18 protein-coding genes are annotated in these 24,167 nt (G+C 61.7%); 4 read left to right on the top strand and 14 right to left on the bottom strand.

Annotation, left to right across the window (positions count from 1 at the left end; all coding sequences use genetic code 11):
- Nucleotides 1-52: 52 nt before the first annotated feature.
- Both fcl and Thiosp_RS01215 read right to left on the bottom strand, forming a co-directional pair.
- Nucleotides 53-1,009 carry a GDP-L-fucose synthase gene (fcl, locus tag Thiosp_RS01210; protein WP_207188155.1) on the bottom strand — a complete coding sequence of 319 codons (957 nt, stop codon included), beginning with the start codon at nucleotides 1,007-1,009 and terminating at the stop codon, nucleotides 53-55.
- Nucleotides 1,006-2,568: a bifunctional GNAT family N-acetyltransferase/carbon-nitrogen hydrolase family protein gene (locus Thiosp_RS01215; protein WP_201069143.1), complete on the bottom strand. Its 1,563-nt coding sequence runs from the start codon at nucleotides 2,566-2,568 to the stop codon at nucleotides 1,006-1,008. The genes fcl and Thiosp_RS01215 overlap by 4 nt, the downstream gene beginning before the upstream one ends.
- 97 nt (nucleotides 2,569-2,665) lie before the next feature.
- Between Thiosp_RS01215 and Thiosp_RS01220 the strand changes: the two genes are divergently transcribed.
- Entirely contained in the window at nucleotides 2,666-4,462 is a 1,797-nt protein-coding gene (locus Thiosp_RS01220; RefSeq protein WP_201069141.1) for an ABC transporter transmembrane domain-containing protein, read from the top strand.
- 132 nt (nucleotides 4,463-4,594) lie between these two features.
- Nucleotides 4,595-5,602, top strand: a complete 1,008-nt coding sequence (locus Thiosp_RS01225) for a WD40 repeat domain-containing protein (protein WP_201069139.1) — start codon at nucleotides 4,595-4,597, stop codon at nucleotides 5,600-5,602.
- Nucleotides 5,603-5,621: 19 nt separating this feature from the next.
- On the opposite strand, the gene Thiosp_RS01230 is transcribed toward Thiosp_RS01225, so the two are convergent.
- The gene (locus Thiosp_RS01230) at nucleotides 5,622-7,532 is read right to left on the bottom strand and encodes a methyl-accepting chemotaxis protein (RefSeq protein WP_201069137.1); all 1,911 of its coding nucleotides are present in this window, start codon (nucleotides 7,530-7,532) and stop codon (nucleotides 5,622-5,624) included.
- Nucleotides 7,533-8,114: 582 nt separating this feature from the next.
- On the opposite strand from Thiosp_RS01230, the gene Thiosp_RS01235 reads away from it, so the two are divergent.
- Nucleotides 8,115-8,570, top strand: a complete 456-nt coding sequence (locus Thiosp_RS01235) for a hypothetical protein (protein ID WP_201069136.1) — start codon at nucleotides 8,115-8,117, stop codon at nucleotides 8,568-8,570.
- Nucleotides 8,571-8,608: 38 nt separating this feature from the next.
- On the opposite strand, the gene metG is transcribed toward Thiosp_RS01235, so the two are convergent.
- The 9 genes from metG to ettA form a co-directional block, all read right to left on the bottom strand.
- A complete protein-coding gene (metG, locus tag Thiosp_RS01240) occupies nucleotides 8,609-10,657 on the bottom strand; it encodes a methionine--tRNA ligase (protein WP_201069135.1) in 2,049 nt (682 codons plus the stop codon).
- A gap of 462 nt (nucleotides 10,658-11,119) precedes the next feature.
- Entirely contained in the window at nucleotides 11,120-11,560 is a 441-nt protein-coding gene (locus Thiosp_RS01245) for a SufE family protein (RefSeq protein WP_201069133.1), read from the bottom strand.
- Between the two features lie 73 nt (nucleotides 11,561-11,633).
- Complete coding sequence (locus Thiosp_RS01250) at nucleotides 11,634-11,960, bottom strand: HesB/IscA family protein (RefSeq protein ID WP_201069131.1); 327 nt, start codon at nucleotides 11,958-11,960, stop codon at nucleotides 11,634-11,636.
- A gap of 136 nt (nucleotides 11,961-12,096) precedes the next feature.
- Complete coding sequence (locus tag Thiosp_RS01255) at nucleotides 12,097-12,747, bottom strand: LON peptidase substrate-binding domain-containing protein (RefSeq protein ID WP_201069129.1); 651 nt, start codon at nucleotides 12,745-12,747, stop codon at nucleotides 12,097-12,099.
- A 285-nt stretch (nucleotides 12,748-13,032) separates the two neighbouring features.
- Entirely contained in the window at nucleotides 13,033-13,476 is a 444-nt protein-coding gene (locus tag Thiosp_RS01260) for a YqaA family protein (protein ID WP_201069127.1), read from the bottom strand.
- A gap of 34 nt (nucleotides 13,477-13,510) precedes the next feature.
- Nucleotides 13,511-14,197, bottom strand: coding sequence for a gamma-glutamyl-gamma-aminobutyrate hydrolase family protein (locus Thiosp_RS01265; protein ID WP_201069126.1), 687 nt, complete (start codon nucleotides 14,195-14,197; stop codon nucleotides 13,511-13,513).
- Nucleotides 14,170-15,219 carry an amidoligase family protein gene (locus Thiosp_RS01270; RefSeq protein ID WP_242519002.1) on the bottom strand — a complete coding sequence of 350 codons (1,050 nt, stop codon included), beginning with the start codon at nucleotides 15,217-15,219 and terminating at the stop codon, nucleotides 14,170-14,172. Before Thiosp_RS01270 ends, Thiosp_RS01265 begins: the two co-directional genes overlap by 28 nt.
- Nucleotides 15,220-15,337: 118 nt before the next feature.
- Nucleotides 15,338-16,225, bottom strand: a complete 888-nt coding sequence (locus Thiosp_RS01275) for an ATP-binding protein (RefSeq protein ID WP_201069124.1) — start codon at nucleotides 16,223-16,225, stop codon at nucleotides 15,338-15,340.
- A gap of 17 nt (nucleotides 16,226-16,242) precedes the next feature.
- A complete protein-coding gene (gene ettA, locus Thiosp_RS01280; RefSeq protein WP_201069122.1) occupies nucleotides 16,243-17,910 on the bottom strand; it encodes an energy-dependent translational throttle protein EttA in 1,668 nt (555 codons plus the stop codon).
- Nucleotides 17,911-18,237: 327 nt separating this feature from the next.
- Between ettA and Thiosp_RS01285 the strand changes: the two genes are divergently transcribed.
- Nucleotides 18,238-18,525, top strand: a complete 288-nt coding sequence (locus tag Thiosp_RS01285) for a hypothetical protein (protein ID WP_201069120.1) — start codon at nucleotides 18,238-18,240, stop codon at nucleotides 18,523-18,525.
- Nucleotides 18,526-18,759: 234 nt separating this feature from the next.
- On the opposite strand, the gene Thiosp_RS01290 is transcribed toward Thiosp_RS01285, so the two are convergent.
- Nucleotides 18,760-21,936, bottom strand: a complete 3,177-nt coding sequence (locus Thiosp_RS01290) for an error-prone DNA polymerase (RefSeq protein ID WP_323696797.1) — start codon at nucleotides 21,934-21,936, stop codon at nucleotides 18,760-18,762.
- A gap of 80 nt (nucleotides 21,937-22,016) precedes the next feature.
- Nucleotides 22,017-24,044 (bottom strand): CHASE3 domain-containing protein, encoded by a 2,028-nt coding sequence (locus Thiosp_RS01295; protein WP_201069118.1) that lies wholly within the window; start codon nucleotides 24,042-24,044, stop codon nucleotides 22,017-22,019.
- Nucleotides 24,045-24,167: the final 123 nt, after the last annotated feature.

Raw genomic sequence — 24,167 nt, forward strand, 5'->3', positions numbered from 1 at the left:
CATCGACCCTATGCGACTGGCGTCATTGTGCCGATCCCAATCGGACCAGCCCTCACCCGCGAACCTGTTCCAGGTTCTCGACAAACCACTGATAGGTTTGTGCTAGCCCTTGCTCAAGTCCGACATGCGCCTGCCAGCCGAGGGCGCGCAGACGGCTGACGTCGAGCAATTTGCGCGGTGGACCGTCGGGCTTGGTGGCGTCGAAGCGGATCTGGCCCTGGTAGCCGGTCACGCGCTTGATGGTCTCGGACAGCTCGCGGATGGATAGGTCTTGGCCGCTGCCGACGTTGACGTGGGAGCACATGGGCTCGGTCAGCTCGGCATAGCGCTCTGGTACCAGGTCCATGAGATGCACGCAGGCATCGGCCATGTCATCGACGTGCAGGAACTCGCGCAGTGCATTGCCGCTGCCCCAGACCTCGACCTCCGCTGCCTGCGCGCGCTTGGCGTCATGAAACTTGCGCAGCAGCGCCGGGATGACGTGGCTTTCGCGCAAGTTGAAGTTATCGCCCGGGCCGTAGAGATTAGTCGGCATGGCGCTGCGAAAATCCGAGCCGTATTGACGGTTGTAGGATTCGCACAGCTTGATGCCGGCAATCTTGGCCACCGCATAGGGCTCGTTGGTCGGTTCGAGCGGCCCGGTCAACAGGGCGTTTTCCAGCATTGGCTGGGGCGCAAGGCGCGGGTAGATGCAGGAACTGCCGAGAAACAGCAGCCGCTCGACTCCGTGCCGCCAGGCGGCATGGATGACGTTGGCCTCAACCATCAGGTTCTGATAGATAAATTCGGCCGGCAGGTGCTCGTTGGCCCAGATACCGCCCACCTTGGCGGCGGCCAGATAGACTTGCCGCGGTTGTTGCTCGGCGAAAAATGCCTCCACGGCTGCGCTGTCAGTCAGGTCAAGCTCTGCCCGGGAACGGGTGACCAGCTCGATCCCCTCATTACCGCTGAGCCGCCGCGCGATGGCGGAGCCAACCATGCCGCGATGACCGGCGACAAACACTTTCATTCCCGCCACACCAGGGTATAGAGGTCATGCCGGCGGTCCTTGAGGTTTTGCACCGTGCCCGAGTAGCGTGCCTCGCGCAGATCGGCGAGGCGCAGATCAGCGAAGGCGACTGTCTCGACATTGGGCGTGGTGTCGGCCGCCACGCCATCACGCGCGAAGGGGAAATCACAAGGCGTCAGGATGCAGCTCTGAGCATACTGGATGTCCATGTTGGCGACATTCGGCAGGTTGCCGCAGTTGCCGGACATAACCACATAGCATTGGTTCTCGACCGCGCGCGCCTGGCAGCAGTAGCGCACGCGCAGGTAGGACTGGCGCTCGTCGGTGCAGAAGGGCACGAAAATGATATTCGCGCCCTGGTCGGCGAGATGCCGGGACAGTTCGGGGAATTCGGCGTCGTAGCAGATCAGCACCCCGATGGGGCCGCAGTCGGTGTTGATGGTGGAGAGCTCATGGCCGCCCTCGATGTTCCACCAGTAGACTTCATTCGGGGTTGGGTGGATCTTTGCCTGCTCATGGACTTCGCCGCCGCGCAGGCAGACATAGCAGATGTTCTCGACCCGGCCGTTGGGCATTTTTGTCGGGTGCGAGCCACCGATGATGTTGATGTTGTAGCGCACCGCGAGATCGCGCAGCGCGGTCTTGATCGGGTCGGTCCAGCGCGTCAGCGCATCGATCGCCTCCGAGGGCGAGAGCTCAGAGTCTTCCATCGATAGCAACTGCAGCGAGAAGAGCTCTGGAAAGACGCAAAAATCCGAGCGGTAATCGGCCGTCACATCGACGAAATAGCGCAGCAACTCGACGAATTCCTCAAAGGATTTCACCCGCCGCTGTTGATACTGCACGGTCGCGACCCGCACCGTGTCGCTCAGCCGCCCGCCGAAGGGCTTGGCGCGCGCTTCTTCTTTCTCATCCGGCGCTTGCGGATTGCGCCACAGCAGATGCACGCCATAGCCGAGGGACTGGCGGTCCTCGTTCCAGTAGCTCTCCATCAGGCCAATCACGTCGAAATCGTTGCGCAGCTGAAACGTCAGCACCGGGTCTTTCTCGCGCCCCTGGCGGATGGCCTCGATATACTCCTCCGGGCTGGCATAGCGTTCCATCGCCTCAGCGAGGGTTGGCAGCCGCCCGCCATAGATAATGCCGCGCAGTGCCCAGGCCTGGACCAGCTTCTTGCGCTCGTCATAGAGGCGCTGGCCAATGCGCAGGCCGCGAAAGTCTGGATCGACACAGACCTCCATGCCATAGAGGTAGTCGCCGTTGGGGTCGTGGCGACTGGCGTAACCGCTGCCGGTGATCCAGTTCCAGGTGTGGGGCTTGAGCGCGATTTCACCGCTGATCAGAAAGCTCGAGCAGAAACCGATCAAAGCGCCCTCATATTCGGCAATGAATTGCCCTTCGGGAAACTTGTTGATCTGCCCGCGCAGCATGCTGGCGCTGTAACTGCTCACCCCGCTGCCGGCATAGGCGCGAGCAAAGAGTGTGCGGATGTTGGGAATGTCCGCCGGCGTCGGGTTGCGCACGACGACCTGGGCGGCTGTATCTGGCGTTTGAGTCATGGGCTCTCGGTTGGTTTGGGCCTGCTCTAGGGCCCAAAATGGCAGATGAATGTTTCCGATGGCTATATCTTGACAGTTTTTAACGGACCTTTCTCGAATGCATCATCAAGCTCCCTCCAGTGCTCCACCTGACCGGCCCGGTACGCGCAATTTGCACTCGCTGCTGCGGCTTCTGACTTTCGCCCGACCCTATGGCCTGCACCTTGGCGGCGCCCTGATCGCGCTGCTGCTCGCTGCCGGGTCTGTCCTGACCTTCGGCCAGGTCATCCGCACCGTGGTCGATACCGGGCTTAGCACCGGCTCGCTGACGGCGCTTAATCAGGCGTTGCTGTTTTTCATCGGGGTGGTGGTCCTGACGGCGCTGGCCATTGTCGCGCGCAGCTATTTGCTCAACTGGATTGGCGAGCGGGTGGTGGCGGATATTCGCCAGGCGGTTTTTGAGCGCGTGCTGCATCTGGATATCGGCTATTTCGAGAGCGTGCGCGCCGGGGAAGTCATCAGCCGTCTGACTAGCGATACCGCGCTGCTGCAAGTGGTCGTCGGCTCGACGCTCGCCATGGCGCTGCGCACTTCCTTGCTGATCATTGGCGGGGTGGCCATGCTGGCCTTCACCAGCCCGGCGCTGACCGGACTGGTGCTGCTTGGCGTGCCCTTTGTGATCGGCCCAAGCTGGCTGCTCGGCTCGCGGGTGCGCAAGCTCTCGCGCGCCAGTCAGGACCGGGTGGCCGACATCGGCGCCTATGTGGATGAGGCCGTGCATGGCATTCGCACCGTGCAGGCATTCAATCACCAGCCGATTGACGCGCACCGCTATGCGACTCAGGTCGAGCGCGCCTTTCGCGTCGCCATGTCCCGTTCCGTCAGCAGTGCGCTGCTCTCGGGAGTGGCGACGCTGCTGACCTTCGGTGCCATCGGTGCCGTGCTCTGGGTTGGTGGCCGCCAGGTCTTGGCCGGCAGCCTGAGCGGCGGCGAACTGTCGGCCTTTCTGTTCTATGCGGTGCTGGTGGCCGGCTCGGTCAGTTCGCTTGGCGACCTGATTGGCCAACTGCTGCGCGGCGCTGGGGCGAGTGAACGGCTGATGGAACTACTGAGCCTGGAGCCGGCAGTTACCGCGCCGGCCAATCCGCAGTCGCTGCCGCAACCGAGCCGGGGCGCGGTCGCTTTCGAGCAGATACGCTTCTGCTATCCGAGTCGCCCGGAAATCCCGGCGGCCGATGGGCTGAGCCTGGAGATCCAGCCTGGTGAGCGGGTCGCGCTGGTTGGGCCCTCGGGTGCGGGCAAATCGACTCTGTTTGCGCTCTTGCTGCGCTTCTACGATCCCCAGGCCGGCACCATTCGCTTCGACGGCGTCGACCTGCGTCAGCTCGCTCTGCGCGACTTACGCGGCCAGATCGCGCTGGTGCCGCAGGATCCGGTCATTTTCGGCGCCAGCGCCTGGGAGAACATTCGCTATGGGCTGGACTCGGCCAGCGATGAGGACGTCCGCCGCGCCGCCACCGCCGCTCACGCGGATGTGTTTCTGGACCGGCTGCCGCAAGGCTTCGATACCTATCTGGGTGAGCGCGGCGTGCGCCTGTCCGGTGGCGAGCGCCAGCGCATTGCCATCGCCCGCACCATTTTGCGCAATCCCGCCCTGCTGCTGCTTGATGAGGCCACCAGCGCGCTTGATGCGGAGAGCGAGCGCTTGGTGCAGGACGCGCTCGAGCATCTGATGCAGGGCCGCACCAGCATGGTCATTGCCCATCGGCTCGCTACCGTGCGCAATGCCGACCGGATTCTGGTGCTGGACCAGGGCCGTCTCGTCGCCAGCGGCAATCATGCCAGTCTGATGCGCGAGGAGGGACTTTACGCGCGCCTGGCTTCGCTACAGTTTCAGGATGGCGATTCATCTTGAAGCCATCATTAGAAAGCCATCCCCGATTGACAGCCATCCCCGGCTCGCGTCGAATTCACCGAACCGCGCGCATTGGCCGTTGTCGCAATAGCTGATGGCGCAACTCAAACCGAATCACTTGCGAGAGCGCTGATGTCTGCTGCCAAATCCGTCCATGTGTTGTGCTGGCTCGCCGCCTGCGGTGCCGCGCTGCTGCTTGCTGGCTGCTTTGACCCCGGCGAGAAGCGCAGTTTCGAAGTCGCCGTGCAGGGACTCTATGACGCCGATCTGAGCACTGACGCGCGCGCGCTCGTGGTTGCTTCGGTCAACCACGGCGGCAGCTTTTGGGATGTCAGCGGCAGCTCTCGGCGCTTCAATTGGAACCATCACGGCGGCGAGCAGACGACCTTGGTCGCTGCGGCACTGGCCGGCGACGCCACCTACGCGGTGACGGCGGATCAGGTGCCGATCATGGTGCTCTGGGATGCAAAAACCGGCCGCGCAATACAAAGCTGGATGCTGCCGCACGAGGTGACATCCATGGCCCTGGCAGATTCCGGTCAGCGGCTTCTGATCGGCACCGCCAACAGCGAGGCATTGGTGTTTGATCTGCGCCGCGGTGGCATCGAGCATCGCCTGCCTCATGATGAGGAGATCAATGCTGTCGCCATCACGCCCGATGGCCGCCTGGGGCTCACGGTATCCGATGACGATTACGCGCGCTTGTGGGACCTGCAGCAAGCCAAGGAGCTGCATCGCTGGGAGCTCAATAACAATGGGATGACCGCCGCCCTGTCCCCGAGCGGGCGCTATGCCTTTGCCGCTGGTCAGAGCGCGCGTGCGGCGGTCTGGGACACCCGCAGCGGCGCGCTGATGTTCGAGCTCAACCCCTACCAGAAGTGGGTGGGGCGCGGCATCACCTACAGCACCGCAGTGTTCTCGCCGCGCGAGGACGAGCTGCTGACCGGCAGCGTGACCGGCCAGGTCAAGCGCTGGTCGCTCGCCAACGGCGAGCCGCTCGGAAGCTGGACGCTTGGGCGGCGAAGCTGGATCGCGCCATCGGCCGTCAAGCTGATCGCCCTGGGATATGCGCTCAATGGCGACTACATCGCCGTGGGCAGCAACGGCCTGGTCTACGTGCTGGGCCGCCAGCCCGGTTAGCGGCCCTCGACACGCGACATCAGACTCGGAATTGTCCCACCAGCGACTGCAGCCGGGCGGCCAGTTGGGCCAGCTCTTCGCTCGCGGTGCTGATCTGGGCCGCCCCCGAGGTGGTCTGGTCGACGGCTTCGGAAATGACGTGGATGTTGCGGTTGATCTCCTCGGCCACGGCGGTTTGCTCCTCGGCCGCACTTGCGATTTGATGGTTCATGTCGGTGATGCTTGAAACCGCGCGGTTGATGGTTTGCAGGGACTCGCCACCCTGCTTGGCCTGATCGACCGCCTCGCTCGCCTTGGCTCGGCCCTGTTCCATGGCCGATACGGCGTTGTTGGAGCCGGTCTGCACCCGCTCGATCTTGTCCTGAATGTCCTGGGTGGAGACCTGAGTGCGGCTGGCGAGCGTGCGCACCTCATCGGCAACCACGGCAAAGCCGCGGCCTTGCTCGCCAGCGCGCGCGGCCTCGATGGCGGCGTTGAGCGCAAGCAGATTGGTCTGCTCGGCGATGCCGCGGATCACGTCGAGCACCGCGCCAATCTCCACACTGTCGGCGGACAGACGCGAGATGATCTCCCCGGCGCTCTCGACCTCGCGCGCAACGGCCTCGATGGCCTCGATGGTCCTGCCGACCACCTCGGTGCCGGCATGGGTCTCCTGGTCGGTCTCCTGGGTGGCGCGCGCGGCTTCGGCGGCATGGCGAGCCACTTCTTCCACGGTGGCGGTCATCTGGTTGATGGCGGTGGCGACTTGATCGATCTCATGCTGCTGGCGGCTGACGTGCTGGGAGGTATCCGAGCTGGTCATCGACAGCTCCTCGGCGGCCGAGGCAAGCTGGGCCGAGGCACCGGCAATCTCGCGCACCAGGGTCTGGATTTTGTCGAGAAAGGCGTTGAAGGCGCGCCCGAGATCGGCCAGCTCGTTGCGACCTTCGGTGTTCAGGCGCTGGGTCAGATCGCCGTCGCCAGCGGCGATTTCATCGAGGCCATTGACCGTGGCGCGCAAGGGACCGGTGATCGTCTTGGCGATCCCCCAAGCGATGCCGAGCCCAAGCGCCAGCATGACGGCGCCTATCAACAGCTGAGTGATGAGCGCGTTGCGGTAGGCCGCCACCGATAGGCTGCGGTCGACCAGCAGTTCGACCACGCCGATCGGCTTGCCCGAGTAGTCTTCAATGGCCTCGGCGTAAATCAGCACCGGCCCGCCCTCAACTCGCGCGTCGCGGGTGATCGTCTCGCCGTCGAGCGCCGCGCGCAGCTCGTCCGGCTTGAGCAGGGTGCCGCCCTTGATGGTGCCGGCAAGGGTCTCGAAGCCTCTGTCGGCGGCCAACTGCAACGCGCTTGGCACGCCGAAACTCTCGAGGATATGATCGAAGAAGGCTTGCCCGAAGGACATGCCAAATTCCACCACGCCGATGTGCTCGCCTTGGTAAAACACTGGCTGGACACCGCGGATGCCAAGGCCGGCCACTCCGCGCTCGAGACCCATGATGGGTTCGCGATTCTGATTGGCGTTCACCACGGTGCCGCGCATGCGGCTGAGGTCATCGCCATGCTTGTCTGGCATGTGCACGCGCAGAAAGGAGGTGGCGGGTGGGGTCAGAAACTGGAATTGCCGCACATCCTGGTGCGTTTTCAAGTGCTCGAACTCGGCTTGGGTCAGTTCGAGCAGGCGCTCGCGATCACGCTCGGCAAAGGCGCGCTGAATCTCCGGCATATTGGCCTGAGCGGCGCTGAGCGCCAGTGCAAGCTTGCCCTGTTCCTGAAGCATGGAGCTGAAGGTCTCGAACAGACCGCGCGCGAAGCGCATCTGATCTTCTGCCGTGATGGATTTGAGCTGGTTGAGCTGCGTTGGCAGCATCACACCATAGGTGACCAACAACATGAGGGCTGAGCCGAGCAGAATGCGCAGGCCAATGGTCAGGTTTTTCAACATAATTTCGTCTCCGGCGCGAAAAACAGCGCATCGCTTTCCCGGTGAGCCGGGGCGCTTGTTATAGTTATAGCTTATTTTTCAGCCCGCTTGACGGGAATCTTTCCAGGCTTTCGAGGTTTATGGGGCTCACACCTGCGTTCTTGCTTGGGGCTAGGTCACGGGCGTGGGCGTCGTGAATACCTGACTGAAGGCTTGCCAGTGGTACCCAGGTGGCGACAAATTTGCGGGCCCGTCACATACCCTGAGATGAGCAGGTTTACTTTTTAATTCAGTAATCTATAGGTCAAAAGTTGCATCCATCGAGCAAAATTGTCGCGCTCCCTGTGCTTGGAATTGCGATTGAAGCCTGCGTTATTGCTCAAGCTTTGCTATGGTTAGAGGAGGCAAGACTTGAGTACAATCTCGCCGATACGCCGCTTGTCGCCCCTGGCGCGCTCCCTCGCCCGGCTTCGCGACCCGCTCCGAGTCAGAGTTTCTGGCTCCGTGCCGCGGCGATTTCCTAGCAGTCCATCCCCGATAGACTGTAATGACCGATCAATCGGAACAGTTAAGAGATCAGCCGCCGGCTGAGTCTATCGCTCCATGAGTGAACACCAAACGACCTCTCCACGTAGCCGCCTGCGCGCGCTCAGGGCTATCCCTGATCAAGACAGGACCGATGAGCAGTGGGACGAGCTCAATGAGCTCGAGATCATGCTTGCGCCCGCCAATCGCATCGCGCCTCCACCCGGGGCGGAGCCATCGCGCGCGCGACCCGCTCGCGCGAATGGTGCGAGATCCAGCGGCCCCAAGCCCAATGGTCAGCGCTCCAATGCCGCCCGCTCAAATGACGGCCGGCCCAATGGCCCGCCGCGTTCCAAGGATGTGCGCGTCACAGCCGACGGAAATCCCAAGAAAGGCAATGCCCCAAGGCGCAATAAACCCGACGGCAATCCCGCGCTGAATGCCGGGGAGACCGATGCCGGGGCGCCAAGGCGAAAATCGCCCAAGCGCGCTCGCAGAAGACCTCGCACTGCGGGGCCAGCGGAGGGCGCCTGACGGGCTCGCTTGCGCCAGAGCCCGGCGTTTACCGGCGTTTATTTGACCCGCATACCAGGCTCTGCGCCGCTGTCGGGAGAGAGCAAAAAGAGCTCCTTGCCCCCAGGGCCGGCGGCTAGGACCATGCCCTCAGATACACCGAAGCGCATTTTGCGCGGGGCGAGGTTGGCGACCATCACCGTCAGGCGCCCAGCCAGCGTCTCAGGCGCATAGGCTGCGCGAATGCCGGCAAAGACCTGACGCTGCTCACTGCCCAGATCAAGACGTAGCTTGAGCAGTTTGTCAGCGCCATCAACGTAGTCCGCTTCGATGATGCGGGCGATGCGCAGATCCACTTTGGCGAAGCTGTCGTAGTCGATGGTTTCTGCAAGCGACGGGTCCAGTGGCGCGGCAGGCTCCCCCGTACCGGTGTCGTCAGCATTCGCGTCCGTTGTTTGCAGATCGGCTTTGGAAGCGGCCAGCATGGCATCGATCTGGCTGCGCTCGATGCGCGTCATCAGCGGCTTGAACTTCTCCACCTGATGATCCAACAGCGGCTTGGGCAGTGCATCCCAGGTCAGTGGCGCGATGCGCAGGAAGGCTTCGGCCGCCTCGGCAGTGCCGGGCAGCACCGGGCGCAGCCAGCCGATCAGCAGCCGAAACAGATTGAGCCCCTGGGTGCAGACACCGTGCAGTTCGGCCTCGCGACTTGGGTCTTTCGCGATCACCCAGGGCGCCTGTTCGTCGATGTACTGATTGGCGCGGTCAGCCAGTGCCATGATCTCGCGCATGGCTCGGCCCAGTTCGCGCTTGTCGTAGGCGGCGGCAATGCTCTCACCGGCGACGGCGAACTCGGCGAAGAGCGCTGGCTCGGGCAGTGTTGCCGAGAGTCGGCCGACGAAGCGCTTGTGGATGAAAGACGCCGTGCGGCTGGCGATATTGACGATTTTGCCGACCAGATCGGCATTCACCCGCGCCTGAAAATCCTCCAGGCTGAGGTCGATATCATCCACGCCAGGACCGAGCTTGGCGGCGAAGTAATAGCGCAGATACTCAGGGTTGAGATGGTCGAGATAGGTGCGCGCCTTGATGAAGGTCCCGCGTGATTTCGACATCTTCTGTCCATCGACGGTCAAAAAGCCGTGCGCGAAGACAGCTGTGGGTGCGCGGAAGTCAGCGCCTGTCAACATCGCCGGCCAAAACAGGGCGTGGAAGTAGATAATATCCTTGCCGATAAAGTGATAGACCTCGGCAGGGGAGTCGGGCGCCCAGAAGTGGTCGAACTCCAGACCCGGCGTGCGCTCGCACAGGTGCTGAAAGCTTGCCATGTAGCCAATAGGCGCATCGAGCCAGACGTAAAAGAACTTGCCCGGTGCGTCCGGGATCTCAAAGCCAAAGTAGGGCGCATCGCGCGAGATATCCCATTCCTGCAAACCGGCGTCGAACCACTCATCAAGCTTGTTGGCGACTTGCTTTTGCAGGCCGCCGCCGCGCGTCCAGTCGCGCAGCATGGGCTCAAAGTCCGCGAGCTTGAAGAAATAATGCTCCGAGCGGCGCATCTCCGGCACCGCACCAGAGACCGCTGAGCGCGGGTTTTTTAGCTCCGCCGGGGAGTAACTAGCACCACAGGCCTCGCAGTTATCGCCGTACTGATCCGGCGCGCCGCACTTGGGGCACTCGCCCTTGATGAAGCGATCCGGCAGGAACATCTTCTCCACCGGATCATAGGCCTGCTCGATCTCACGCCGGGCGATATGGCCCTGGTCGCGGTTGCGGCTGTAGATCAACTCGGCGAAATGGCGGTTCTCGGGCGAGTGGGTCGAGTGATAATTGTCGAAGCCGACGCGAAAGGCGACAAAATCCGCTTGGTGCTCGGCCGCGACCCGCTCGATCAGTGCCTCCGGGGAGATGCCCTCGGCGCGCGCCTTGAGCATAATGGGTGTGCCATGGGCGTCGTCGGCGCAGACGTACCAGCAGTTGTGACCGCGCATCTTCTGGAAACGCGCCCAGATGTCGGTCTGGATGTACTCGACCAGATGGCCGATATGAATGGGCCCATTGGCATAGGGCAAAGCGCTGGTGACGAGAATGTCGCGAACCTGAGTCATAATGTCCCTTGTTGGGTTGCGGGCGAAAAAGCGTCAGCGGTCAGCAACGAAAAGCAAAGCCGCGTCCGCAGGCTGCTGCCGCCAAAAATGTACGCCCATTATCTGGCACCGACGGCGGTGGCGTTAAGACTTTAACGCGAAAATGCACCGGCATTTCGGGCTGAAATGACGGCGAGGCCGCCCAAGGGTTGATTGCAGCAACCGCTTCATCCGCAGACACAGACGAAAAAAGCCCTAGGACATCGGCTTGGGGCTTGACGGAATGTTTGAGTTTGATATCAGGCAGGCGTCAACGAATGTTGCGAACGCGAATCGCCCCAGCGGATAGCGCGCGGGTGCGTGAGGTGATGTTGGCTTTTCTGCGTCGGTACTTGTTCAGCGGTTGCGCTTGCGACCGGAGTTGCTGAACCAGGTTGCCGAAGGGGCGCGGATTCCCAGGACCAAATCTGCAGCACTGGCGTTTCAGGCGAATGCTTGTGCCTGACCTTTCATCTTGTTCACGATGGCATAGACGCCAACGTGGCGGTTCGGGCTTAAGTGCTCTTCGAGTTGCAGCCCGGTGAAGAGCTCATCGACATCCAGGGCCTCAATTTCCGCCGGGGTCTTGTCGCTGAACAAGCCCACCAGCAGCGCCACCACCCCCTTGATGATGGCGGTGTCGCAATCGCCTTGATAGCTCAGCTGGCCGTTGCCATCCGGACTGGGGGCGACATGCACGGTGCTCATGCACTCTTTCACCAGATTGGAATCCGTTTTGGATGCAGGGTCCATGGGCGCCATCTTTTCGCCAATCTCGACCAAATACTCATAGCGCTGGTCCCAATCGCCGAGCAGCTCGAAGGTGTCGATGATCTCGGCGATTTGCTCGCTGGCCGATGGCTGTGCTGATGCTGAACTGGTCATGGGTGTGTCGTCATCAGGTGCTGGTGAGTTGGATGCGGCTGGATTGCGTGATGGCGGACTGCATGATGGCGCTTCAGACGTTGAAGGATTCGCCGCAACCGCAAGCGTCTTTCACATTGGGGTTGCGGAATTCGAACCCCTCGTTCAGCAGGCTGGATTTGACGAAATCCACCTCGGTGCCGTCAATGCGCGGCATGCTGTCTGCATCCACGATGACCTTGACGCCGTGGCTTTCGAAGATCTGATCGCTGTCGTCGACCTGGTCGGCGTAATCGACTTCGTAGGCAAAGCCGGTGCAGCCGCTTTTCTTGGTGCCAATGCGAATGCCAAGCCCATGTCCGCGTTTGTCGATCATTCCGGAGATATGTCGCGCCGCGGCATCCGTCAGAGTAACTGCCATTTTCGTGTCCTCAAATTATCGTGATCGGAAATAAGCCTTGGGTTTTGGGTCGATACTTTATGTCTATCTACTATAACCCTATCAATAACAAGCGAATAGTGGTCAGGTTGACGAATTTCAAGCTGCTTGTGCGCATTTAGTGCCGTTGCACGGTGCCATCGCTGCTTGAGAGAGCTGACATATCCATCAGCCCGCGCATCAGGGTGGCGCGCTCCTCAAGTGCGACGGTCTCGATCAACGCCTGCTTGTCGCCGGCATCAAGCGGCAAATGGGTGCAGAGCAGATTGACCAGATCATCATCGGCCATTTCCGCGATGTCGTCCCAGGGGATTTCAACCTGGCGGCGGGTGCAGAAGCTGCGCAGGGAGCCGATGAAGCGCTCGCGATCTGTAATGCTGGTTTGCTCGGTGTTGTAATCGCCGGCAAATTCATCCCAACTCACGCGAGCGCGCCGAAACCCGCTGACGGGCTCGGCTTCCTCAAGCACGCGGAAGCGGCAAAATCCACTCAGCACCAAGACGATACGTCCGTCATTGGTTTCACTATAGGAGGTGATTCGCCCGGCGCAGCCGATACGGTGAATGGAGTCTTCATCGCTGCCGGCGGGTTGCACCATCCCGATGATGTGCTGCTCGGCCAGCGCATGTTGCACCATGCTCAGGTACCGCGGCTCGAAAATATTCAGTGGCAGTTGTACGCCCGGCAGGACCACGACGCCAGCCAGCGGGAAAATTGGCACAATACTCGGCAACCGGTCGAATTCAGGCAGGAATGGACTGCTTTTCATAGGATAAAATCCAGCTCTGTCAAGTGTGATGTACCCGCATGAGCTGCGATTGCGGCGTGGCATAACATAACGGGCGCTCCCGCCAGCAACCGAAAACTCATGTGTGATACGCAGATATTGGGACGAGGAAGGCTGCCTGCGAGAGGCGGCAGGAAATGACGGGTACCTTGCCGTGAAACAGCAGCTTCATCCTCCGAGGCTTCATCCTCCGAGATGGTGTCGGACCATGAACGTCTAAGCAAAACAGTAGCTGCGTCTCCAGAGGTGATTGCCGCACTATGATCGTTAGGCTGTCGCCCACAGTGGTCGACCGAGCTCGACTAACCCGAGCAGCACGGCATAGCGAAGCCCCTTGCCGGTTGCGGTCAAGAGCAGAAACAGCAGAAAGCGCACTCGCATCAGCCCGGCGATGAAGGTCAGCGCATCACCGCCGACCGGCGCCCAGGCCAGCAGCAGCGACCACACACCCCAGCGCTGAAACCAGCGCTGGGCGGTGTCGAGCCCCGCCCCTTTGAACGGAAACCAGGGACGTTCGCGATAGCGCAGCAGCCAACGCCCAATTGCCCAGTTGAGGGCTGCGCCCAGGGTATTGCCGGCGGTGGCCCAGAGCCAGAGCGAAAAGGGCGCGTAGCCGGTGGTCAGCAGGCCGGCGAAGACCACCTCGGAGTAAGCGGGCAGCAGCGTCGCGGCAAGAAAGGAAATGGCGAACAAGCCAAGATAGGCGTCCATCGTCAGCGCGCGGTTTCGCTTAAGCGGGTGCTGATCAGAGCGGCGCGCACGCGGCGGTGATCAGGTCACGGAACAACCGGCGCTGGCGGCTGAGATACAGCAGAAATTCCGGATGCCACTGCACACCGACAACGTAGTCTGCGTCCGGGTCCTCGACCGCCTGAACGATGCCATCGAGATCGCGTCCGGCGATGCGAAGATTCCCGCCGAGTCGATCGATGCCTTGGTTGTGCAGACTGTTGATGCAGCAGCGTCCGCAGCCAAAGCGGTCATGCAGCGCGGTGTTGGCCTCGATCAGCAAGGTCTTGAGCGGAAAGATCGTCCAGCGGTTGGAGGTTTGTTTCCGCCGCGAGCGCAGTTCCTGAAACAGGCTCCCGCCGCGGCGGACGTTCAGCAGCTGGGCGCCACGGCAGATGCCAAGCAGCGGGCGCTGCCGAGCGAGCATCCGGTCGATCGCTGCAGACTCGAAGCGATCGCGCTCAGTGTCGATTTTGGGTGTCACCTCGGGCGCCGCCGCATAGAGCACCGGATCGACATCATGGCCGCCGGTGACGACAAGCCCGGCGAGTGAATCGATCGCATCCTCGGCGATGCCAGGATAGAGCTGCCGTGGCTGTCCGCCGGCTATCCACACGCCAAGCGCGACCAATCCGCGCGGCATGAGCGCGCCGTGCCGCGGTCCGGTGATGCCGATCAGCGGTCGGATGTCGGCGTTAGCCATTGTTCGCTCTCCTGCACCCAGCCTTCCAGCCCGCTCGTCAAGCGTGCGCCCAGAGATTGGTCCAGGTGCGCGGCATAGGCGACGCAGATGGCGTTCAGGCGTTCGGCGTCGGCCGCCAGGCGCTCGACTTCCACCCAGTCGTTCCAGGCCAGGTGCAGGCCCCAATCGGGTTGGTCGATCTCGCTATTTGGCAGGCGGTAGTGGAATGTGGGCCGCGCCTTGACGCGGGCGTCGGTGACCACGCGCGCCAAGCGCTCGGCATCGAGATGGGCGAACAGCGGCAGCAGGTCGAGCTCGCGGTTGCGGGTCGGGTTGGCGACCAGGTAGTCGTCGATGAATCCCGCCTGATCCGGCCAGTAGTCGGGGGCGATGGTTGCGCGGACATAGTCTTTCGGGAAGGGATCGGCAAAGAATGTCAGCCGCCGGGTCAAGTCGACCTCGGCGCGCTTGCGCAGCCAGTCAGCCAGGCACAGATAGGCTTTGAACAGGCTGAGCAGGGTGGTAGCGTCCAGCGCCGGTGGCTGCGGGTTGAGCTGCAGGCCAAAAGCGTAGATCGGGTTGTCGCCGGTACCCAGGGCGCCGGCTTTGCGCAGGTGCACAATCAGCGATTGGACATCGCCCAAGCGTTCCAGCGGCAGCGGCGGGCTGATGATCTCGACCGGCACCAGCGGCTCGGCAATGAGCTTGAGCATCTGCTCGATGCCATCCTTGACCAAGGTTTCAAAGGGGACATCCTGATCGTCATCGACGCGCTTGCGGCGGCCAAGCTCCTTGAGCAGTTCAAAGTCCAGCTCGACCCGCCATTCACCGGCCGAGTCGCCGCAGATCACGGCCTCGTAGCGCCCGCTTTCGCGCAGGTCACCGCCGAGGTGGTCGACGAGCAAGGCTGTGGTCTGCTCGAGCGTCAGTCCGCCAAATTCGATTTCGATGCCAACCAGTCGCGGTTGCCCCTCGGTTGTCAGCCGTTGCGGCGGCATGGCGAGCCGAGGAAGTGATGGATCGGTTTCCGTGTCATGGGCCATAACGGGAACTCCTTTATTGGGGCTGAGACCGGGGCGCTGGCCCAAGCCCGCCAGAGGTATCTTTAAGAGTCTTGCGGCCCGCGCGGAATTCTCAATGCGCGAAACGGATGGCGGTGCCTTAGGTTAGTTCGTCCGACGCCAACCGCCCGGCCCAGTCGCGCGCGAACTGCCAGGCGGTTCGGCCGCTGCGCGAGCCACGGGTTAGTGCCCACTGCAGGGCTTTGCGGTTGATGACCTCAAGGTCGGCCGGCGCGGCAACCGATTGGGCATCATTGAGGCGCGCGAGCCAGTGATGGACCACGCGAAGATATTGCTCCTGACTGAAAGGATAAAAGGACAGCCAGAGGCCAAAGCGATCCGACAGGGAGATCTTCTCCTCGGTGCTTTCGCCGAGATGGATCTCGCCGTCGATCAGTTGCGCCTGCTGGTTCTCCTGCTGGAATTCCGGCAGCAGATGACGCCGGTTGGAGGTGGCATAGATCAGCAGGTTGTCCGGCGGCGCGCTGATGGAGCCATCGAGTACGGCCTTGAGCGTTTTGTAGCTGGACTCGGCTGCCTCGAACGAGAGATCGTCGCAATAGACGATAAAACGCTCCTCGCGCCCGTCGATGGCCTCGAGCAGATAGGGCAGGTCGATCAGATCCGCCTTATCGACCTCGATCAGCCGCAGTCCCTGGTCGGCATAGGTGGTAAAAATCGCTTTAATCAGAGAGGACTTACCGGTGCCACGCGAGCCCCACAGCAGCACATTGTTGGCCGTGCGACCAGCCAGAAATTGCCGGGTATTGCGCTCGACTACCGCGCGTTGATGCTCGATGCAAAGCAGGTCATCCAGCGCCAAGCGGTGCGGGCGGCGCACGGCCTCAAGCCGGCCATCCCGCCCGCCGCCGCGCCAGCGGAAGCTCTGGGCATCAAAGTCCGGCGTTTCCGTTGGCGCCGGTAGCAAAGCCTCCACTCGCTTCATCAATCGGGTCGCGCGCTTGAGGAATTTCTTCTTCTCGCTCATTGGAAAGGTTCTAGGTATCAGGCATGCAAAGGCCGGTACTTGATCCGATGCGGTTGATCGGCTGCGTCGCCCAGGCGGCGATGGCGGTCGGCCTCGTAGTCGGCGTAGTTGCCCTCGAACCAGGTCACTTGCGAGTCGCCCTCGAACGCCAGGATGTGGGTGGCGATGCGGTCCAGGAACCAGCGATCATGGCTGATAACCACCGCGCAGCCGGGGAAGGTCAGCAGGGCTTCTTCGAGTGCGCGCAGGGTCTCGACATCCAGATCGTTGGTCGGCTCATCGAGCAGCAGCAGGTTGCCGCCGCTTTTCAGTAGCTTGGCCAGATGCACCCGGTTGCGTTCGCCGCCCGAGAGATCGCCGATGCGCTTTTGCTGATCCGAACCTTTGAAATTGAAACGGCTTACATAGGCACGCGAGGGCATCTCAAAGCGTCCGACGACGATATTGTCTAATCCGTCGGAAATATCCTCCCACACCGTCTTGCTGTCATCGAGCGCGTCGCGGCTCTGATCGACGTAAGCGATCTCCACCGTCTCGCCGACGCGGAGTTCACCTGAGTCGGCCTGCTCCTTGCCGGTGAGGATGCGAAACAGCGTGGTCTTGCCAGCACCGTTCGGGCCAATCACGCCAACAATGCCGCCCTTGGGCAGATTGAATGACAGATTCTCATACAGCAGCCGCTCGCCATAGGCTTTGCCCAGCCCATTCGCCTCAATGACCAGATCACCTAAGCGCGGGCCTGGCGGGATGTAAATCTCATTGGTCTCGTTGCGGGTCTGGAATTCCTGCGATTGCAGCTCGTCGAAGCGGGCCAGACGCGCCTTGCTCTTGGCCTGACGGCCCTTGGGATTGGTGCGCACCCATTCGAGCTCTTGCTTCATGGCCTTAATGCGCGAAGCCTCCTGCTTCTGTTCGAGCTCCAGACGATTCTCTTTCTGTTCGAGCCAGGAGGAATAATTGCCTTCCCAAGGAATGCCGTGGCCGCGGTCGAGTTCCAGAATCCAGCCGGCGACATTATCCAGGAAGTAGCGATCATGGGTCACGGCGACCACGGTGCCGGGATAATCGTGCAGGAAGCGCTCCAGCCAGGCGACCGATTCGGCATCTAGATGGTTGGTCGGCTCATCGAGCAGCAGCATGTCGGGTTTGGACAACAAGAGCTGGCACAGCGCGACGCGCCGGCGCTCGCCACCGGAGAGCTTGGTCACGTCCGCCTCCCAGGGCGGCAAGCGCAGCGCATCGGCCGCGACCTCCAACGTGCGGTCCAGATTGTGCCCGTCGGTCGCCTGAATCAAATCTTCCAGCTCCGCTTGCTCTTTAGCCAGGGCATCAAAATCGGCGTCTTCCTCGGCATAGGCGGCATAGACGGCGTCAAGTCGCTCCAGCGCCTGCTTGATGGGCGCGACCGCCTCCTCGACATTGCCGCGCACGTCCTTGGCCGTGTCGAGCTGTGGTTCCTGCGACAGAAAACCGACCTTGATACCGGGCTGGGGGCGCGCCTCGCCTTCGATCTCGGTATCGATGCCCGCCATGATGCGCAGCAGCGAAGACTTGCCGGAGCCGTTCAGCCCCAGCACGCCGATTTTGGCACCGGGGAAAAAGGACAGGGAGATGTCGCGCAGAATCACGCGCTTGGGCGGCACCACCTTGCCGACCCGATTCATGGTGTAGATGTATTGCGCCATGGTGTTGTTGTCTGGTTTGGGAGTTCGTAAGTCGCCAGGCGCGCACTTGGCACGCCTGAGGGAAAGACCCTGAATTTTGCGCGTTCGTGTCGGGAATGTCCAAGCAACCGAAGATTTTGCCGGACGCAAAACAGGCCCTTGTGTCGGGGTCTGGTATCGATGCGTCCAAGACGCTGATACTGACCGCAAGCAACCACGAATAGGAAAAATAATTTTCCTTTTGAGTTTTGCCCCGGATGAGTTTCTCGTGTTAGGCTCTGGCCTCCCAAAGTGTTCAGACGTGATTATATTGCCGAATCCATCACTCATTGCTAGGAGGAAATATCCATGTTTCGCAACAAACTTATTGTTACGACGGTCTTTCTAACTGCGGCACTCGGTTTCGCCGCGACAGGAAATGCACTGGCGGCGACTTGCAAAGGCATGGAAAAGCCAGCCTGTGAATCGACAGCTGGGTGTTATTGGGTGGACCCATACAAGCGCAAAGATGGGGTTTCAGTGTCCGGCCATTGTCGCGGAAAACCCGGCAGCAAGAAAGGCAGTGGCGACGGCAAAGGCGACAAAAAAGGATCCACAGGCACCTCTGGTTCAGGCACCTCTGGTTCAGGCAGCTAAGCAGGCACCAGAAGTACGGCCAAATGGTGCGGTGGCCGATCAAACCAAATCCTGAGGTTCTCCTTGCGACTGCTTGTCTCGCAGCACGCCCCGGCATCTAGTTTTGCGTCGCCGCCAGTGGCTGATACTCGTTATGGACCAGAAGGCTCGGGATCCGGCGGATAGCCTGATCCCGAGCCATTACATCGCCCGCGCATGCGCCGCCTCCAACATCCCAGCCCCACCCCAATTCACTTAGTGAAAATCCCGCGACTGGTATTGGAGACGCCCCACTAGGGTATTCAGCAGTGTCGTCTCATCGTGCAGGGTTCTGGCGATCAAGTGCGTTACCCCGCTCTGGCGCTGCACCTGCGCTCGCACCCGCAGCAGACTGGCGTTGAGTAACGGCTGGCGATAGCGCTCGGCGATCTGGCGCCAGACGATCAAATTCACATGCCCCGTCTCGTCTTCCAGGGTCACGAAGGTCACCTCGTTGGCCGATGCCGGGCGCTGACGATTGATGACCAGCCCGGCGGTGTCGATGCACAGGCCATTGATGGCTTGATCCGCCTCGGCCGCGCTCAGCAGCCGTTTTTTGTTCAGACGCGGACGCAGCAAGGCGAGCGGATGGCGACGCAGGCTCAAGCCCAGGCTGGCATAGTCAGCGACGATGTTTTCCCCTTCGCTCGGCGCCGCCAATGTCGGGCAGGGATCCGCCGACCCCGCCTCCTCGACCTGCTGAAACAGCGGTAGCGGCACCTGATATCCGCTAACCTGCCAGGCCGCCTGGTGGCGATCTGCGGCCAGCCCGCGCAAGCAGTCGGCGGCAGCCAGGGCGTTCAGATCGCGCCGGTCAAGCCGGGCGCGACTGGCCAGCTCCGCCACCGAGGAATAATCCCCCAGCTCGCGCGCCGCGACCAGACGTTCGCCACCGCCACGGCCTAGCCCCTTGACCAGACGCAGGCCCAGTCGCAGCGCCGGCGCACCCCGTGCATCCGCCTCCAAGGTGCAATCCCAGTCGCTGCTGCGCACATCCGCCGGGCGCACCTCGACCCCCTCCCCCTTGGCTGCCCGCACCAGTTGCGCCGGGGCATAAAACCCCATCGGCTGGCTGTTCAAGAGCGCGGCAAAGAAGGCGGCCGGCTCTTGGCACTTCAGCCAGGCCGAGACATAGACCAAGAGCGCAAAGCTGGCGGCATGGGACTCTGGGAATCCGTATTCGCCAAAGCCCAAAATCTGCCGGTAAAGTTGCTCGGCAAAGGCCGGTGCGTAGCCGCGTGCGCGCATGCCATCGAGCAGGCGCTGGCGGATATGTCCCAAGCCCCCGCGCTTCTTCCAGGCAGCCATGGAACGGCGCAGCCGGTCGGCCTCGCCGGCGTCGAAGCCAGCCGCGACCATGGCGATCTTGATCACCTGTTCCTGAAAAATCGGCACCCCCAAGGTCCGCCCAAGCACTGAGCGGACCTCCTCGGACGGGTAGCTGACCGGCTCCAGCCCCGCGCGCCGGCGCAGATAGGGGTGCACCATGTCGCCTTGGATGGGCCCGGGCCGGACGATGGCGATCTGGATCACCAGGTCGTAGAAGCAGGCCGGCTTGATGCGCGGCAGCATCGCCATCTGCGCGCGCGATTCGATTTGAAATACCCCGGTGGTCTCGGCGCGCCCAATCATCTGATACACCGCCGGGTCTTCCGGCGGGACATCGGCCATCGTCAGCCGCCGACCGCGAAAGTCGCTGATTAGATCCAGCGCGCGGCGAATCGCGCTTAGCATGCCAAGCGCCAGGCAATCGACCTTGAGCAGCCCGAGCGCGTCGATGTCGTCCTTGTCCCACTGGATCACCGTGCGCCCGGGCATGGCGGCGTTCTCAATCGGCACCAGCTCGGCCAGCGGTCCGCGGCTGATGACAAAGCCGCCGACATGCTGCGACAGATGCCGTGGCGTGCCGATCAGCTCTGGCAGCAGCCGCTTAAGCCAGCGCACCGGCCGACTATCGGGGTCGAGACCATGGGCGCGCAACTCTGCCTCGTCCAGCGCCTGCCCGTCCCACCAGTGGCGCTGCCCGGCGAGCCGGTCGATGCTGTCGGCGGGCAGCCCGAGCGCCTTGCCGAGATCGCGCAGCGCGCTTTTGGGCCGATAACAAATCACCTCGGCCGCCAGGGCCGCACGGTCGCGGCCATACTTGGCATAAATGTACTGGATGACCTCCTCGCGGCGTTGGTGTTCGAAGTCGACATCGATATCCGGCGGCTCGTTGCGCTCGCGCGAGATGAAGCGCTCGAACAACAACTCCATGCGCGAGGGATCAACCTCCGTGATACTCAAGCAATAACAGACCGCCGAGTTGGCCGCCGAACCACGCCCCTGGCACAGGATGCCGCGCGCGCGGGCGAACTCGACGATATCGAAGACGGTCAGGAAAAAGGGCGCGTAGTCGAGTGCGTCGATCAGCTCTAGCTCGTGCGCAAGTAAGCGCTGGACCTTCTCTGGCACGCCATCTGGCCAGCGCCGCCCGGCACCGGCTGCGGTCAGGGTGCGCAGATGGGCGATGGGGGTCAGGCCCGCCGGCACAACTTCTTGCGGGTACTCATAGCGCAACTCAGCGAGCGAGAATTGGCAACGCTCGGAAATGACCAGAGTCTCGCGCAGCAGCTCTGGCGGGTAGATGCGCGCCAAGCGCTCGCGCGGGCGCAGATGGCGCTCGCGATTCGCGGCCAGACGGGTGCCAAGGCGCGCAATCGGGCTGTTGTGGCGGATGGCGGTCAAGGCATCAAGCAAAGGTGCGCGCTCCGGTGCGTGCATCAGCACCTCGCCGACCGCAACCGCCGGCAGCTGACAGCCTTCGGCCAGCGCGAGCAGTTCGGCGAGTCTGGCCCGGTCATCCCCCTGGCGATGCAGCGCAATACCAAGCCAGGCACGTCCGGGGAACTGCTGGCGCAGCCAGGCGCCATGTTCCGCTAGTAGCGAAGCGGGCACGGACACCAGACCCGGCAGCCAGATCGCCAGGCAGTGCGCCAGCTGTGAACCGGGCTCCGGACCAACCTTCAAGCAGGACACGAAATCGGCGCGCGTCAATTGATACCGGCCTTTGGGTGCCTTGCGGCGACCGCGCGCAATCAGCGTGGAGAGCTCACGATACCCGGTCAGATTCGTCGCCAGCACTAGCAGCCGCGGGCCGTCGACAAGCTCCAGCAGACTGCCGATGATGAGCGCCAGCCCGTGCGACCGGGCCGCGACATGGGCGCGCACGCAGCCAGCCAGGGAGCAGTCATCCGTCAGCGCCAGTGCTCGATAGCCCAGCGCGCTGGCTGCTAGGACCAATTCCTCCGGCGAGGAGGCGGCGGAAAGAAAAGAAAAATGACTCTGACAACAGAGCTCGGCGTAATCGGGCTCAGGTTGAGCGGTGCGCGTGTCGGCAATGGTGTGAAACACTGGTGAGGCCCTGCTCTATACTGTTTATAAAAACAGTATAGAGCAGGGCCAAGGTTTCGGTCTCCAGGCCGAGCAGAAGGTTAGCTGCTTGTGAGCGTGCGCAACGCAGTACGCGGTGTGGCGTGCTGACTCCCGGCCTCGGTGCGGAAGAAGGCCATCGTCTCCTGCAACTGACTGGCCTGACCGCTCAGCTCTTCGGCCGTTGCCGCTAACTCCTCGGACGAGGAGGCATTCTGTTGGGTGGCTTTGTCGAGCTGGCTCATGGCATCGTTGATCTGCCCGATACCCGAGGCCTGTTCTCCGGATGCGGCTGTGATCTCTTCGATGAGGTCCGCTGTCTTGACGATGTTGGGCACCATATGGTTCAACAACTTGCCGGCCTCTTCGGCGATGCTGACGCTGCCGGTGGCAAGTTGGTTGATCTGCTGAGCAGTGACACCGCTGTTTTCGGCAAGCTTACGCACCTCGGCGGCCACCACGGTGAAGCCCTTGCCGTGCTCGCCCGCGCGTGCTGCCTCGATGGCGGCGTTGAGCGCGAGAAGATTGGTCTTGTAGGCAATATCTTCGATCAGGCCGATCTTGCCGGCGATTTCTTTCATGGCATCGACCGTGCGCTTGACGGCTTCGCCGCCGCGCCGGGCCTCATCCGCCGAGCTATTGGCGATGCCATTGGTGACGCGGGCATTCTCGGTATTTTGCTGCACCGATGAGTTCAACTGTTCGATGCTTGCAGTGGTCTGCTCCACACTGGCCGCCTGCTCAGTTGCACCCTGACTCAGTGCCTGCGCCGTCGAGCTCACCTCGCTCGAGGCCGAGGAGAGATTATCCGCACCCACACGAACCTCACCGACGATCTGACGGAGGCGCTCGACCATTGCGAACATATCCTTATAGACGCCCTGCAGATTGGTTTCATCAAACTTGACCGCCAGGTCGCCGTCAGCGACGCGGCGTGTGATATCGGCAATCACGGCCGGCTCACTACCCAGCTGCTTCATGATAATGCGGGTCAGCAGCACCGCAATGGCGACGCCGATGATGACCGCTAACAAGGTTCCGAAGATGGCGGTATTGATCGCCCGCGCCGATGTGGTTTCAAGGCTGTTCATCCGCGTGCCCATCAACGCCTCTTCCCTTCCCTTGAAGGTCTTAATCTGTTCACGGAATTTGTCGAAGAACACCTTGCCTTTTTCTTCTCCAACCAACCTGGCCATGTCATCCATGGTCTTGGCATCACCAATTTCGCGGCGCAGATTGATTTGGACTTCAACAACATTGTTGATCCAGTCAGTTATGGTTGTGTTGATCTCTTCCAACAGAGTAACCTGAGCGGGATTGTCGTCCACGGTTTTCGACAAGGAAGCGACTAACTCATAAAAGTTGGCCTTGCCGGTAGTGTAGGGTTCGAGAAATTCCTCCTTGCCCGCGAGAAGGTAGCCGCGCATCCCGGTTTCCATGTCGACCGCGGCGCCAAGGATCGCCTGCGCGCTCGCGATCACCTCATAGGTATGATCTACCCAGCCCGCCAATTGCCTGAGTTCGTCAATATCGGTTGCTGTTCTTGCCTTGGCCTGGCGCTGTTGCATCAGCTGCTGTTCGCGTTCGATAAAGGTGGCAATCTGCCCGCGAAACGCATCGAAGTATTGCTTGCCCCGGGCTTCTCGAACCAGCTTGGCCATGTCGTTCATGGTCTTCGCGTCGCCGATTTCTCGTCGAAGTTCGATGGCCGGCTCGGTGACATTGACTTGCCACTGATCGATGGTTTCCTTGGTCTCCGCCAGCAATTGCACCTGAGCAGGATTGTCATCGACGGTCTTTGACAGCTTGCCAATTAGTGCATCAAATGCTTGTTTCCCGCTCTTGTACGGGTCGAGAAACCCCTCCTTTCCCGCAAGTAGATAGCCGCGCATGCCCGTTTCCATGTCGACGGCGGCAGCTTCGATGCTGGACGCTTCGGCGAGTACTTCATGAGTGTGGTTGACCCACTGAAAATTCTGAAGCAGTGACTTAATGCTCGTGTAGACCACGATTGAAATGCCAATCATGAGGGCCAGAATTAGAGCGTTGCCCGAAAAAAGTTGAGTTCTGAGCTTTAAGTTTCCAAGCATTTTCTGATCCACTCCAGACTTTGAAGTCTCGGGCCGGTGAGTAAGTTAAACGCCAAATTGCCTTTCGGGTCTATTGTCGCGCATCGGGATCATAAAGGCCTGGAGCGTGATTCACAAAGTTTC

Source organism: Thiorhodovibrio litoralis, from assembly GCF_033954455.1.
GTDB lineage: Bacteria > Pseudomonadota > Gammaproteobacteria > Chromatiales > Chromatiaceae > Thiorhodovibrio > Thiorhodovibrio litoralis.